We start from the raw sequence: 14,225 nt of genomic DNA on the forward strand, positions 1-14,225 counted from the left end.
TTTACATTTTTGAATGCAAAATTTGGAATTTTCAAGCAGGAACTTGCAAATATCCGCACATGGGTTCACTTTTGAATGCAAATTGAGTTCAGACCCATGCTTCATGAAGAAGTCGTCGGCCGCATCCGCGCCATCCTGCTCGACGGCGAAATCCCGCCGGGCGCGCGGATTCCCGAGCGCGAGCTGTGCGAGCGGCTCGAGATCTCGCGCACGCCGCTGCGCGAGGCGCTCAAGGTGCTGGCCGCCGAAGGCCTCGTGCAGCTGCTGCCGCATCGCGGCTCGCGGGCGGCGAAGCTGACCGACAAAGACATGCGCGACCTGTTCGAGGTCTGCCAGGGTCTGGAGGCCCTCGCCGGCGAGCTTGCCTGCGAGCGCATCACCGATGCCGAGATCGACGAGATCGCCGCGGTGCATGCCGCCATGGTGCAGCATTATCGCGACGGCGATCTGATCCAGTACTATCGCGGCAACCGCGCCATTCACGAAGCCATCGTCAATGCTGCCGGAAACCCGGTGCTCGCGGGGCTTTACACCTCGGTGACCGCGCGCATCCGCCGCGCGCGCTACGTTACGCCGATGACGCCGCAGCGCTGGGCGCTCGCCGTGAAGGAGCATGATGCAATCCTGAACGCGCTGCAAAGGCGCGACGGCGCCGGCCTCGCCCACATCCTGCGTGCGCATCTACGGCACAAGCGCGAAGAGGTTTTGCAGGCGGGTTTTGCCGAAAGGGAGGGAAACGACCTCACACTGCGAATCGCGTGAGGCGCGGCCCTGAACTTCTAACGTCGACCGCCGAAACTATGAATCCTGGCGTGGAATGCCGCCAAAGACCTCGACGAGGCGAAAGCGCTCGCACATCAGCATCATGTCGTCGCTATATCGTCCAAGCCTACCGAAATACGCCTGATGGGCGCGGCGCCAATAGGCCAGGCTCCGGTCACCTTCACCCTCATCATATGCAAAGGCTGCGTCGACCTCATTGAAGCGCCGATATGTTACGTCGATGGATTCGATGACGCAGCGCGCCTCTCCTCGCCCGTCGAGCACGACCCAGCGCTCACCGGGCGTGGACGTGTTCGGCTCGTCTTCGGTGCTGCACGTCGCGGTCTTGATGCCCTTGATGACGAGTTCGATCAATTCATCTGCGAGTGCGGGGCTGTCCCCGAACGCAAACGTCCGGAGGTTCCGATAGCGCTCGGGAATCGGTTTTCTCATAGGTCTTCAGGCCTTCACGTCCCCTCGTCGTGCGCAAGCAGACTTTACTGGGTCATGAAGACACGGCCTAACAGCCCAGCTTGTCGGCGATGCCGCCAAAATCCTTGGCGACGATGTCCCAGTTGCCGGTGGCCTCGAAATCGACCTTCTGCAGCGGACCATATTCGGTCGGCCGTGCCACGAACGCGGTCTTCAGCCTGTTCTTCTGGGCGGCCGCGAGATCACCGTTGTGGGCGGCGACCATCATTACCTCTTCCGGCTTGAGACAAAGCAAGCGCGCGGCACCGAGATAGGTTTCCGGATCGGGCTTGTAGTGCTCGAACAGCTCGGCCGACATGATGAGGTCCCACGGGAGCCCTGCAAACTTCGCCATGTTGGTGAGCAGCGCGACATTGCCGTTCGACAGCGGCGAGATCACGAATTTCGATTTGAGCCGCGTGAGGCCGGCGACGCTATCGGGCCAGGGATTGAGACGATGCCAGCCTTTGGTGAGGTAGTCGAGATCGGCTTCCGTGAGGCCCTTGATCGAGAATCGATCGACCAGCTGTTCCAGCGAGCGGCGGTGCAGATCATCCAACATGACATAGCCGCGCTCGGGATGTTTGCGCACGTCGTCCATCGAGGCCATGTACATGCCGCGCCAGCCGTCGACCAAAGCGGTCCAGTCGGCGCTGATGCCGCGGTGCTTGCTCCACCACATGAAGTCGGTGATGAGGCTGGTGCGCCAGTCGACCACGGTGCCGAACACGTCGAAGACGAGGGCTTTGACGGCGGAGAGATCGGACATGGGCGCTTCCCGTGCTGATTCTTCTTGTCATTCCGGGGCGCGCAGAGCGTGAACCCGGAATCCATTTCACCTCAGACTCTGTCGCTCGATGGATTCCGGGCTCTCCGGGCCGCGCGTTGCACGGTCCCGTCGCCCCGGAATGACAGCGAGCATCAATCCAAATGGAACTTCGCCAGCTCGCGGTGCTCGGCCTTGATGTATCGCACGGTGCCGGTGACCGAGCGCATCACCACCGTCTCGGTTTCAATCACGCCATCCTTGCGGAACTTGACGCCCGACAGCAGCGAGCCCGTGGTGACGCCGGTGGCCGCGAACAGGCAGTCGCCGCGCGCCATGTCCTCGATGCCGTAGATCATCTTGGGATCGTTGACACCCATCTTGGCGGCGCGCTCGCGCTTCTCCTCGGAGTCGAGGATGAGGCGGCACTGCATCTGGCCGCCGATGCAGCGCAGCGCCACGGCGGCGAGCACGCCTTCCGGCGCACCGCCGGTGCCGAGATACATGTCGACGCCGGTGTTGTCGGGGTCGGCGCAGTGGATCACGCCGGCGACGTCGCCGTCGGTGATGAGGCGCACGGCCGCGCCGGTCGAGCGCACGCTCGCGATGATGTCGGCATGGCGCGGACGGTCGAGCACGAGAACGGTGATGCCTTCCGGCTTGACACCCTTGGCCTTGGCGAGGCGGCGGACGTTGTCGGCGGGCGAGGCATCGAGATCGACGACGCCCTTGTCGTAGCCCGGTCCGATCGCGAGCTTCTGCATGTAGACGTCGGGGGCGTGCAGCAGGGTGCCGCCATCGGCCATCGCCATGGTCGCGATCGCACCCGGCATGTTCTTCGCGCAAAGCGTGGTGCCTTCGAGCGGGTCGACCGCGATATCGACCTGGGGACCGGCATTCATGCCGACCTTCTCACCGATGAAGAGCATCGGTGCCTCGTCGCGCTCGCCTTCGCCGATCACGATAGTGCCTTCGATCGGCAGCTTGTTGAGCTCGCGCCGCATGGCGTCCACAGCGGCCTGGTCAGCCTGCTTCTCGTTGCCATGCCCGCGCAGTCGCGCCGACGACACCGCCGCCCGCTCCGTCACCCGCACGATCTCAAGCGTGAGAATGCGCTCGAGCAACGCTTGCGGCGGGACTGAAATATGGGTCGACATTGGCTCACTCCTTTAAAACAGCTCGGCGGACACCTCTGTCCGCATCAACTCGCAACGCCCACGGTTCGTTCGAACCGTCCTCTCGGCTTGAGCATGATCTCTTTTCCGGAAAACCGCCACATGCGTTGCGCTAACGCGGCCTTCCGGGTCCGGACCATGCTCTAGTTCTTCTCGATCCGGATCACCTGCGGCCGTCCGCTGATTACCTTGTCGTGCTGAACGGCGGCGAGCGCGCGGCGCACGGCGTCTTCATGGGTCGCATAGGTGATCAGGATGACGGGCACGGGCACCACCTTGCCGTCGCTGGGCGCAGCGCCGCCATTGGGATGACGCTGCACGATCGACTCGATCGAAATCTTCTGTTCTGCAAGCCGGGTCGCGATCGCGGCCGCTGTACCCGGGAAATCGCGCGCCAGCAGGCGGATGTAATAACCGCCCTCATGCCGCTCCATCGGCGCCTTCTTGGTGTCGTGCAGTTGCGCAATCGGCCGGCCGAACGGATTGGCGCGGATGCCGCGCGCAACATCGGCGATGTCGGCGACCACGGCAGATGCGGTCGCGGCACCGCCTGCGCCGGGGCCGACCAGCGTGATCGGCGGAATCCCCTCGCCGTCGATCGTGACCGCATTGGTGACACCCATCACCTGCGCGATCGAGGAGGATTTTGGCACCATGGTCGGATGCACGCGCTGCTCGATGCCCTTGGCGGTGCGAACCGCAACGCCGAGCAGCTTGACGCGGTAACCGAGATCGGCCGCCGCACGGAGATCTTCCGGCGCGATGGATGAGATGCCTTCGACATACACTGCGCTTTGAGCAACTTTTGTGCCGAAAGCGAGGCTGGCGAGAATGGCGAGTTTTTGCGCGGTGTCGTGGCCGTCGACGTCGAAGGACGGATCGGCCTCGGCATAGCCGAGCCGCTGCGCGTCCTTCAGGCATTCGGCAAAGGACAGCCCCTCCTGCTCCATCCGGGTCAGGATGTAGTTGCAGGTGCCGTTGAGGATGCCATAGACGCGGTTGATGCCGGTTCCGGCAAGACCTTCACGTAACGTCTTGATGACAGGGATCGCGGCGCCGACCGCTGCCTCGAAATTCAGCGCGCCGCCGTGCTTTTCAGCCGCCTTGGCGAGCTTGAGGCCGTGCTTGGCGAGCAGCGCCTTGTTGGCGGTGACAACGGACTTGCCGGCAATGAGCGCGGTTTCCACCGCCGACAGCGCGGGATCACCGGCACCGCCCATCAACTCGACGAAGCAATCGACCTCGGGATGGGTGGCAAGGGCCATCGGATCCTTCGCCCATTCGACGCCGCGCAGGTCGACGCCGCGCTTCTTCGCCTTCGAGCGCGCCGTGACGGCAACGACGCGGATGCCCCGGCCGCTGCGCCCCGTGAGCACGCGCGCTTGCGTTTCGATCAAACGGACGACTTCGGCACCCACGGTGCCGAGCCCCGCTATGCCCACTTTTAGGGGTGCGACCATGATACTTCAGAAAACCTGCAGAGAACTAGCGCCGATTGGCGAGCGGAACGATGTTGTGCAACGTTTCGATGCCGCTTTCAAGGAAGCGGCGCACGCCGCGCGCGGCCTGCCTGATCCGTTGCTCGTTTTCCACCATGGCGATGCGGACATATCCTTCACCATGCTCGCCGAAGCCGACGCCGGGTGAGACCGCGACGCCGGATTTCTCCACCATCAGGGTCGCGAACTGCATGCTGCCGACACTGCGGAAGGCCTCCGGCAGCGGCACCCAGGCGAACATCGAGGCTTCCGGCGGCGGAATCTCCCAGCCGGCGCGGCCGAACGATTCCACCAGCGCGTCGCGGCGCTTGCGGTAGGTGTCGCGCATCTCCTTGATGCAATCGTCGGGGCCGTTCAGCGCCGCGGTCGCGGCGACCTGCACCGGCGTGAATGCGCCGTAGTCGAGATAGGATTTGACGCGGGCGAGTGCCGCGATCACGCGCTCATTGCCGACCGCAAAACCCATGCGCCAGCCGGCCATCGAATAGGTCTTCGACATCGAGGTGAATTCGACGGTGACATCCATCGCGCCGGGCACCTGGAGCACCGAGGGCGGCGGGCTGTTCTCGTCGAAATAGACCTCGGCATAAGCGAGATCGGACAGGATCAGGATTTCGTGCTTCTTCGCGAAGGCGACGAGATCCTTGTAGAAGTCGAGGCTCGCGACATAGGCGGTCGGGTTCGAGGGATAGCAGACGACGAGCGCCAGCGGCTTGGGGATCGAATGGATGATCGCCCGCTCCGCCGCCTCGAAGAATTGCGGCGTCGGCTCCGAAGGTACCGAGCGGATCACGCCGCCCGCCATCAAAAAGCCGAAGGCGTGAATCGGGTAGCTCGGGTTCGGACAGAGGATGACGTCGCCCGGCGCGGTGATGGCCTGCGCCACATTGGCAAAGCCCTCCTTCGAGCCCAGCGTCGCTACGACCTGGGTGTCCGGGTTGAGCTTCACGCCGAAGCGGCGGTCATAATAGGCGGCCTGGGCCCGGCGCAGCCCCGGGATGCCGCGGGAGGCCGAGTAGCGATCGGTGCGAGGCTTGCCGAGCGTCTCCTTGAGCTTCTCGAGCACATGCGGCGGGGCCGGCAGGTCCGGATTGCCCATGCCGAGGTCGATGATGTCGGCGCCGGCATTCCGCGCGGCCGCCTTGGCCCGGTTGACCTGTTCGAACACGTAAGGCGGCAGGCGGCGGATGCGGTAAAATTCTTCCATGGCTCTCTGGGCTCCGGGCAGCCGGTCAGGACAGAATCGACAGGCCACAACGGCCGTTCGGAAACGCGCCCAGCCTCTCGCGAAAACTACTCAAAATCAAATACTTAGAGCAATCATCGACAATGGCGACTGAAGTCGTTCGCCCTGACTCTCGGCTGAACTGAGGTCTTTTAGCACGGCAAGACGGGGGCGCCAGCGATTACCTTGCACCGTCTCACTTGCTCGCTCACTTGGCGTCCTTGGCGGCCACGGCCTGACGATCGCGCGCCGCGGCAAGCTCGGCCTCGATCTTGGCGCGCTGGTCCGGCGGGATGGTCGCCTGATCGCGATCCGGCGGCAGATCATGCACCGGCAGATAGCTGCCGGGCTCCTTGGGATGCGCCTGCGCATCCGCAGGTGTCATATCCGCGAGCTGGCTCGAGCAGCCGCCGAGGGCGAGCGCCGCGATCAACAGCGCGCCGCGGATCGGCAGCGTCTTTTGCAGGTCCCATAACGCCAACACTTGGGAAATCCCCTACTCGTCCCAAAGCACGGCCCCGGGCAAACCTTACCCAAGACCGCGCCCAAGCTCAAACCATTGCTGCCCAAATGGCGTGAGCGAGAAAATAGCCCAGCACTACCAAGCCGAGCGGTGCGGCTCGATTGTGACGAAACCAAGAAAATTTGTCGCACTGCAGCACATCTTCGAGAGTGTTTAACGCCAAAGATGCGAGCTTCGCGGTGACGAATACGGAATGAATCGTTACTGTTCTGCGCATGAGTACCATCACAACCGACACGCCCAAATCCGGCAACACGTTCGAGACGAAGTTCGATGCCGAAGCCTTCGCGATGAATGTCGCGCGGGCGATGGAGAGTGGTGGCAAGGCGCTCGCTGCCTATCTCAAACCGCGCGAAAGCGGCGAGGTGCAGGATCGCCCGCCGGCCGAGCTTGCCGAGGTCGTCAAGACCTTCACCTCGGTCGCCGAATACTGGCTGTCGGACACGTCCCGCTCCTCCGATCTCCAGACCAAGCTCGCCAAGGATTATCTCGACCTCTGGGGCTCGGCGGTCCGCCGCATGGCTGGCCAGGACGCTCCGCCCGCGATCGCGCCCTCGCCGCGCGACAAGCGCTTTGCCGATCCGGAATGGAAGTCGAACCAGTTCTTCGATTTCGTGATGCAGCTCTATCTGCTCACGACCAAATGGGCGCAGGAGCTGGTGCGCGACGCCGAAGGGCTCGATCCGCACACCCGCCGCAAGGCCGAGTTCTACGTCCAGCAGGTCACCAACGCGCTGTCGCCATCGAACTTCGTGCTGACCAATCCGGAGGTGCTGCGCGAGACGGTGGCGTCCAGCGGCGAGAACCTCGCGCGCGGCCTGAAGATGCTCGCCGAGGACATCGCGGCCGGCAAGGGCATGCTGAAGATCCGCCAGTCCAATCCGGACAATCTCGTCGTCGGCGTCAACATGGCGACGACGCCGGGCAAGGTGATCTATCAGAACGAGATGATGCAGCTGATCCAGTATTCGCCGACCACGGAGAAGGTGCTGCGCACCCCGCTCCTGATCGTGCCGCCCTGGATCAACAAGTTCTACATTCTCGATCTCAAGCCGGAGAAATCCTACATCAAGTGGTGCGTCGACCAGGGCATCACCGTGTTCGTGATCTCATGGGTCAATCCGGACAAGCGGCTCGGCAACAAGGGCTGGGAAGACTACATGAAGGAAGGCCCGCTCACGGCGATGGACGTGATCGAGAGGGTCACCGGCGAGATGAAGGTGCACACCGCCGGCTATTGCGTCGGCGGCACGATGCTCGCGACCACGCTGGCCTGGCTCGCCGAGAAACGCCGCCAGCGCGTTGCATCGGCGACGTTCTTCGCGGCCCAGGTCGATTTCACCCATGCCGGCGATCTCCTCGTGTTCGTCGACGAGGAGCAGATCGCAGCGCTCGAGCACGACATGAAGACGGCCGGCGTGCTCGAAGGCTCGAAGATGGCGATGGCCTTCAACATGCTGCGCTCCAACGATTTGATCTGGTCCTATGTCGTCAGCAACTATTTGAAGGGCCAGCAGCCGAGCGCGTTCGACCTGTTGCACTGGAATTCCGATGCGACGCGCATGACCCAGGCGAACCATTCCTATTATTTGCGCAACTGCTATCTGGAGAACCGGCTGTCGACCGGCACGATGGTGCTCGACAACACTCTGCTCGATCTCTCCAAGGTCAAGGTGCCCGTCTACAACCTCGCCACCCGCGAGGACCACATCGCGCCGGCGGAATCGGTGCTGTACGGCTCGCAGTTCTTCGGGGGCCCGGTGAAATATGTGCTGTCGGGCTCGGGCCACATCGCCGGCGTGGTCAATCCGCCGGCCTCGAACAAGTATCAGTACTGGACCAACGAGAACATCAAGGACGTCAACGTCGCGCAGTGGATGAAAGGCGCCGTCGAGCACAAGGGCTCGTGGTGGCCGGACTGGCGGCAATGGCTTGGCGCACTCGATCCGGAGGAGGTCCCGGCGCGCGCGGTCGGCAGCGACGCCCTGCCCCCGATCGAAGACGCGCCCGGCAGCTATGTCAGGGTCCGCGCATAGCGCATGATCCGGAAAAGTGCGAAGCGGTTTTCCGAAAAGATCATGCGCAAACAAAAACCAAAGCTTCCATGCGCATGGCGCAATCTTGCGCGCTTTCGTATAAACTCGCTCTCACCACCGTGACGACAGAGGGACCGGACTATGACGCGCGAATTGTTCTGGCTGACACTGACGGTGATCCTGACCGGAATCCTCTGGATCCCCTACATCATCAACCGCTGCCAGGTCCGCGGTCTTTCCGGGGCCATGGCCAACCCCTCGCGCAGCGACAAGCCGCAAGCCGAATGGGCCACCCGGCTGATGTTCGCGCACGACAACGCGGTCGAGAATCTCGTGATCTTCGCGCCACTGGTGCTGATCCTGAACGCGATCGACTATTCCACCAAATGGACCGTGCTCGCCTGCGCCGTCTATTTCTGGTCCCGCGTCGCGCATCTGATCGTCTACGCGATTGGGATCCCGGTGTTCCGCACGCTCGCCTTTACCGTCGGCTTCCTCGCCCAGGCCGTGCTGGCGCTGGCGATTTTCGGGGTGTTGTAGACTCGTGTCCCGGACAAGGCGCAGCACGATAGTGCTGCGCCGCTGAGCCGGGACCTAGAAAGCCACAATCCAAGTAAGAATGGGCCCCGGCTCTGCGGCGCACCGCCAAGTGGCGTTGCGCTGCGTCCGGGGCACAAGGGTGCCCTACTCCTCCGGCAATCCCAGCATCAGCCGCATGTTCTGCACGGCTGCGCCCGAGGCGCCCTTGCCGAGATTGTCGAGCCGCGCGACCAGCACCGCCTGGTGATATTTGTCGCTGGCGAAGACGTAGAGCTCGAGCATGTTGGTTTCGTTGAGCGCCTCCGGCTCGAGCCGGCCGCCCTTGGTCGCCTCGTTCTGGAGTGGCATCACTTTGACGTATTTCGAGCCGGTGTAGCGCTTGGCGAGCGCGGCCTGGAGATCGGATCCGCTGGGCTTGCCCGGCAGCGTGTCGAGCTGGAGCGGCACCGAGACCAGCATGCCCTGCCGGTAGTTGCCAACCGAGGGAATGAAGATCGGCCGCCGCGTCAGGTTCGAGTAGAGCTGCATCTCCGGCAGATGCTTGTGCTCGAAGCCGAGACCGTAGAGCTCGAAGGACGGCGCACTGCCGTCTTCGAAGCTCGCGATCATCGACTTGCCGCCGCCGGAATAGCCGCTCACCGCATTGACAGTGACGGGATAGTCCTGCGGCAGCAGGCCGGCATCGACGATCGGCCGCAATAGCGCGATCGCGCCGGTCGGATAGCAGCCCGGATTGGAAACCTTCTTCGCGGCCTTGATCTTGCCGGCCTGATCCGGCGTCAGCTCGGGAAAGCCGTAGGCCCAGTCCGGCGCGACCCGGTAGGCCGTCGAGGCGTCCAGCACCTTCGGTGCAGAAGTGCCCATGCTGTCGACGAGAGCGACCGTCTCCCTGGCGGCATCGTCGGGCAGGCAAAGGATGACGAGATCCACCTCCTCCATCAGCGCTTTCTTGGCCGCGGGGTCCTTGCGCTTGTCGTCGGCGATGGTCTTCACCGCGACGTCGCCCTGGAGCTTCAGCCGCTCGTTAATGCCGAGCCCGGTGGTGCCGGAGCCGCCGTCGACGAAGACGGTTGCGGGCTTCTTCGCCGCGCAGGTGGTCGGGGCTTTGGTGGTGTCAGCGAGGCTCATGGCGCGCTCCCTTCGAGCATGTTCGTATCGTTTGCAAAAGCTTGCGGCCGGGCCTGCCGCATCAAATGTGCGATCTGCTTCGCATCGGCATCGCCGGCGCCAAGCGCATTGGCGATCGCCGTATAGTCGGCGTCCGATTTGTGCTGGTTCAGCTTGAAGCTGCCTTCGACCTCCTCAACCGTCATCACCAGACCCACGATCGCCTTCTTCATCGTCTCCAGCCGGCCCGCCGTCATCTTGCCTGACGTCCACGGCTTTTTCGGCAGCAGCCGGGTCTCGAACTTGTCGCTGAGCGTGTCGATCTGCAACGCCAGTTCGTCGTCCGATAGCAGCCGCACCGGCCCGCTCAGATGCACCGACTGGTAGAGCCAGGTCGGCACCTGATCGGGCGAGACGTACCAGTCCGGCGATACATAGGCATCGGGACCATTGACCGCGAGCAGCCAGGACGCATCACCGCCCGCAAGCTTTAGCAGCGGATTGTGACGGGCGACATGGAAGGCGGCCTGCGGCGTGCCGTCAGCGGCGTAGGTCAGATAGAACGGCAAGGGGGACGCGACCGGCTTGTGGCCATCGAAGGCGCACATGGTGCCGAAGCCGCGCTCCTCGGCGAATTTCAGGCTCGCGGCGCGGTCCTGCTTGAAAAAGGGTGGCGTGTACATCGTGGTCTCCTGCTGGGCCTCCTTTGGGGAGCCGCCGGATCAGATCGCGCTGACAGGAGAGAAAATGCCGCGGACCGGATCCAGCGGCAAAGACGATGATCTCAAACGCGATCGACCGCCCAAACCGCTAAAGAGCGGCGGCGGCGACGGGCGAACAGGATGGTCGCGGCGTTGATCATGGCGCGCGGCTATAAGGCCAGATCCGGTTCCCGTCAAGGTTCACGGTCTCAGAGGAGACGCCAGATCCATTCCATCAGCTTCGCGATCACGTCGCCGAACAGCAGCAGTGCCGCGGACCAGACCAGTGCCGAGACGAAATTGGCGACCTGGAAGCTCCAATAGGGCATCTCGAAGATGCCGGCTGCGAGCGGCACCGAGGCGCGCAAGGGGCCGAAAAAGCGGCCGATGAAGATGCTGGGCACGCCCCAGCTCCGCACGAAGACCTCGCCCTTGGGCAGGAGTTCCGGATAGCGCGAGAGCGGCCACATCTGGGCGACGCTCTCCTTGTAACGGTAGCCGAACCAGTAGGAGACCCAGTCACCCAGCGCCGCGCCAAGGCCGCCAGCGATCCAGACCGGAAAGAAGCTGATGCCGCTCACCCCGATCAGCGCACCAATCCCCACCAGCGCGCCCCAGGCCGGAACCAGCAGCGAGATGAAGGCAAGCGACTCCCCGAAGGCGAGCAGGAACACGATCGGCGCCGCCCAAGCCTGGTGAGCGCGCACGAAGTCGGCAAGGGCGTGCGCAAACTGCTCCATTCCAGATTAGCCTTCCGCCCTGTCTCAAGGTGCTGCTCGATGAAAAGGACTGGTAAGCCAAGGGCTTGTGTGACATCAAGTCACAAAGCCCGGTTAGGGATGGGTCCGGACGTCAAATTGCCGGGACTTGGCGGGTCTGCGGCGTAAAATCGCCGAGATTGGCAACCAACCACACGGCCCGACAGGCCCAGCTGTAACCTTTCCGAGTCAGAAGTGGCATAGTCGGCCTAACCGATTCGCCGCTCCTGCGGCCCTCAAAACGTATCAAGAAATATGTCCAAGCAATTGAAAACCAAAGCGAAAGACGATCTGTTCGGCGCCAACGAGTCAAAGTCCCGTGCGTCCGCCGCCAAGACGGCCTCGCGCGGCAGCGGCGGGGAAGCCGACTACACGGCGGCCGACATCGAGGTGCTCGAGGGCCTGGAACCGGTGCGGCGCCGACCCGGCATGTATATCGGCGGCACCGATGAGAAGGCGCTGCATCACCTCTTCGCCGAAGTCATCGACAACTCCATGGACGAGGCGCTGGCTGGGCACGCGACCTTCATCGAGGTCGATCTGAGCGCGGATGGGTTCCTGACCGTGACCGACAACGGCCGCGGCATCCCGGTCGATCCGCATCCGAAATTCCCGAAGAAGTCGGCGCTCGAAGTCATCATGTGCACGCTGCATTCGGGCGGCAAATTCGACTCCAAGGTCTACGAGACCTCGGGCGGTCTGCACGGCGTCGGCATCTCCGTGGTGAACGCCCTCTCCTCGCGCCTCGAGGTCGAGGTCGCGCGCAGCCAAAAGCTCTACCGCATGACGTTCGAGCGCGGGCATCCCAAGGGCAAGCTCGAGGATCTCGGCAAGATCAACAACCGCCGCGGCACGCGCGTGCGCTTCAAGCCCGATACCGACATTTTCGGCGCCAAGGCCTCGTTCAAGCCGCAGCGCCTGTTCAAGATGACGCGCTCGAAGGCGTATCTGTTCGGCGGCGTCGAAATCCGCTGGAACTGCGCGCCCGAGCTACTCAAGGGCGTCGAGGACGTGCCGGCGGAGGCGACGTTCCACTTCCCCGGCGGTCTCAAGGATTATCTCGCCGCGGCGATCCACGCCGACACGCTGGTGCATCCCGACATCTTCTCCGGCAAGTCCGGCCGTAACGGTGCCCATGGCGCCTGCGAGTGGGCGGTGGCGTGGACCGCCGATGCCGACGGTTTTCTCTCCTCCTACACCAACACCGTGCCGACGCCCGATGGCGGCACGCATGAATCGGGATTGCGCAGCGCGCTGCTGCGCGGCCTGAAGGATCACGCCGAGCGCGTCGGTCAGGGCAAGCGCGCCGCGTCCGTCACCTCCGAAGACGTGATGGTCGGCGCCGCCGTGATGCTCTCGGTGTTCGTGCGCGAGCCTGAATTCCAGGGCCAGACCAAGGACCGCCTCGCCACGGCAGAAGCGCAGCGCATCGTCGAACAGGCGATGAAGGATCCATTCGACCATTGGCTGTCGGGCAATCCGAACATGGCCAACAGGCTGCTCGACTTCGTGATCGACCGCGCCGAGGAGCGGTTGCGCCGGCGCCAGGAAAAGGAGACCGCGCGCAAGACTGCGGGCAAGAAGCTGCGTCTGCCTGGCAAGCTCGCCGACTGCACCGATGCCGGCACCGAAGGCTCCGAGCTCTTCATCGTCGAGGGCGACTCGGCCGGCGGTAGCGCCAAGCAGGCGCGCGATCGCAAGACCCAGGCCGTGCTGCCGTTGCGCGGCAAGATCCTCAACGTCGCCTCCGCCGGCAAGGACAAGCTGACGGCCAACGCCCAGCTCTCCGATCTCGTGCAGGCGATCGGCTGCGGCCAGCTCTTGCATTATCGCGAAGAGGATTTGCGCTACCAGCGCATCATCATCATGACCGACGCCGACGTCGACGGCGCGCATATCGCTTCGCTGCTGATCACTTTCTTCTACCGGCAGATGCCGCGGCTGATCGACGAAGGGCACCTCTTCCTCGCGGTGCCGCCGCTCTACAAGCTGACCCACGGCACCAAATCGGTCTATGCCCGCGACGACAAGCACAAGGAGGAGCTGATCAAGAGCGCGTTCAACGCCAACGCCAAGGTCGAGGTGAACCGCTTCAAAGGCCTCGGCGAGATGATGCCGGCGCAGCTCAAGGAAACCACCATGGATCCGGGCAAGCGGACGCTGCTCAAGGTGGTGCTGCTTGCCGACGATCGCGACACCACGGCGGATTCGGTGGAACGCCTGATGGGCACCAAGGCCGAGGCGCGCTTCGCGTTCATCTCGGACAAGGCCGAGTTTGCCAGCGAGGAACTGCTGGACGTCTGACCCGCCAGCCTCACGCTGCCGCGTCCCATCAAGAGCCCCGGTTTGACCGCCGGGGCTCTTTCGTTTGTGAGGATGACCCTGCCGGCGGTTCCGCCAGGGCGCGGTTGATTCCCACCCCTTCGCGGTGCGACTCGGCCAACGACTCACGGGAACCAAAGCTGAGGCAGGATTGCCTCCATTCCGCACGAAGCCGATTTCGTTAACGAGAGGTTGCAGGCTCCAAGCTTACACCACTAGCATCCAACCCATTGATAGAATGTAGTTATTTTATGAAATGGTCCTCTCAAAGCAGATCTCTGCCGATCAGCGTTTTCCGGCGAGTGTGCCTGCCCAGCAACAGCATTTCGGCCGGAAACGT

The 14,225-nt window shown here is 63.5% G+C and carries 14 protein-coding genes; 4 read left to right on the top strand and 10 right to left on the bottom strand.

All coding sequences use genetic code 11. From position 1 onward, the window contains the following. The first annotated feature begins 96 nt into the window (after positions 1-96). Positions 97-762, top strand: coding sequence for a GntR family transcriptional regulator (locus BLV07_RS17820; RefSeq protein ID WP_091887917.1), 666 nt, complete (start codon positions 97-99; stop codon positions 760-762). Between the two features lie 36 nt (positions 763-798). Here BLV07_RS17820 and BLV07_RS17825 read toward each other — a convergent pair whose 3' ends face one another. The 7 genes from BLV07_RS17825 to BLV07_RS46300 all read right to left on the bottom strand — a co-directional run bounded on the left by BLV07_RS17825 (position 799) and on the right by BLV07_RS46300 (position 6,638). Continuing rightward, positions 799-1,215, bottom strand: coding sequence for an ASCH domain-containing protein (locus BLV07_RS17825; protein ID WP_091887919.1), 417 nt, complete (start codon positions 1,213-1,215; stop codon positions 799-801). 67 nt (positions 1,216-1,282) lie between these two features. Continuing rightward, the gene (locus BLV07_RS17830; protein WP_091887920.1) at positions 1,283-2,002 is read right to left on the bottom strand and encodes a haloacid dehalogenase type II; all 720 of its coding nucleotides are present in this window, start codon (positions 2,000-2,002) and stop codon (positions 1,283-1,285) included. Between the two features lie 152 nt (positions 2,003-2,154). Next, the gene (gene glpX / locus BLV07_RS17835) at positions 2,155-3,156 is read right to left on the bottom strand and encodes a class II fructose-bisphosphatase (RefSeq protein ID WP_035703675.1); all 1,002 of its coding nucleotides are present in this window, start codon (positions 3,154-3,156) and stop codon (positions 2,155-2,157) included. A gap of 161 nt (positions 3,157-3,317) precedes the next feature. After that, the gene (locus BLV07_RS17840; RefSeq protein WP_091887922.1) at positions 3,318-4,634 is read right to left on the bottom strand and encodes a homoserine dehydrogenase; all 1,317 of its coding nucleotides are present in this window, start codon (positions 4,632-4,634) and stop codon (positions 3,318-3,320) included. A gap of 25 nt (positions 4,635-4,659) precedes the next feature. Beyond that, positions 4,660-5,880 carry an LL-diaminopimelate aminotransferase gene (locus BLV07_RS17845; RefSeq protein ID WP_091887924.1) on the bottom strand — a complete coding sequence of 407 codons (1,221 nt, stop codon included), beginning with the start codon at positions 5,878-5,880 and terminating at the stop codon, positions 4,660-4,662. Between the two features lie 226 nt (positions 5,881-6,106). Continuing rightward, positions 6,107-6,382 (bottom strand): hypothetical protein, encoded by a 276-nt coding sequence (locus BLV07_RS17850; protein WP_091887926.1) that lies wholly within the window; start codon positions 6,380-6,382, stop codon positions 6,107-6,109. Between the two features lie 67 nt (positions 6,383-6,449). Beyond that, the gene (locus BLV07_RS46300; protein ID WP_143035444.1) at positions 6,450-6,638 is read right to left on the bottom strand and encodes a hypothetical protein; all 189 of its coding nucleotides are present in this window, start codon (positions 6,636-6,638) and stop codon (positions 6,450-6,452) included. Between BLV07_RS46300 and BLV07_RS17855 the strand changes: the two genes are divergently transcribed. Together BLV07_RS17855 and BLV07_RS17860 are read left to right on the top strand one after the other, a co-directional pair. Then, positions 6,637-8,457, top strand: a complete 1,821-nt coding sequence (locus tag BLV07_RS17855; RefSeq protein WP_091887928.1) for a PHA/PHB synthase family protein — start codon at positions 6,637-6,639, stop codon at positions 8,455-8,457. The genes BLV07_RS46300 and BLV07_RS17855 overlap by 2 nt on opposite strands. A gap of 141 nt (positions 8,458-8,598) precedes the next feature. Beyond that, on the top strand, positions 8,599-8,997 hold the full coding sequence (locus tag BLV07_RS17860) for an MAPEG family protein (protein WP_091887930.1): 399 nt from the start codon (positions 8,599-8,601) through the stop codon (positions 8,995-8,997). A gap of 144 nt (positions 8,998-9,141) precedes the next feature. Here the strand turns inward: BLV07_RS17860 and argC are convergent, their stop codons facing one another. The 3 genes from argC to BLV07_RS17875 all read right to left on the bottom strand — a co-directional run bounded on the left by argC (position 9,142) and on the right by BLV07_RS17875 (position 11,545). Next, on the bottom strand, positions 9,142-10,125 hold the full coding sequence (gene argC / locus BLV07_RS17865) for an N-acetyl-gamma-glutamyl-phosphate reductase (protein WP_091887932.1): 984 nt from the start codon (positions 10,123-10,125) through the stop codon (positions 9,142-9,144). Next, positions 10,122-10,787 carry an FMN-binding negative transcriptional regulator gene (locus tag BLV07_RS17870; protein WP_091887934.1) on the bottom strand — a complete coding sequence of 222 codons (666 nt, stop codon included), beginning with the start codon at positions 10,785-10,787 and terminating at the stop codon, positions 10,122-10,124. The genes argC and BLV07_RS17870 overlap by 4 nt, the downstream gene beginning before the upstream one ends. Positions 10,788-11,014: 227 nt before the next feature. Continuing rightward, positions 11,015-11,545 carry a DedA family protein gene (locus tag BLV07_RS17875; protein ID WP_091887936.1) on the bottom strand — a complete coding sequence of 177 codons (531 nt, stop codon included), beginning with the start codon at positions 11,543-11,545 and terminating at the stop codon, positions 11,015-11,017. Positions 11,546-11,818: 273 nt separating this feature from the next. Between BLV07_RS17875 and parE the strand changes: the two genes are divergently transcribed. Continuing rightward, positions 11,819-13,867, top strand: a complete 2,049-nt coding sequence (parE, locus tag BLV07_RS17880) for a DNA topoisomerase IV subunit B (RefSeq protein WP_091887938.1) — start codon at positions 11,819-11,821, stop codon at positions 13,865-13,867. Positions 13,868-14,225: the final 358 nt, after the last annotated feature.

Origin of the sequence: Bradyrhizobium sp. Rc2d (assembly GCF_900099855.1) — a bacterium.
Lineage (GTDB): Bacteria > Pseudomonadota > Alphaproteobacteria > Rhizobiales > Xanthobacteraceae > Bradyrhizobium.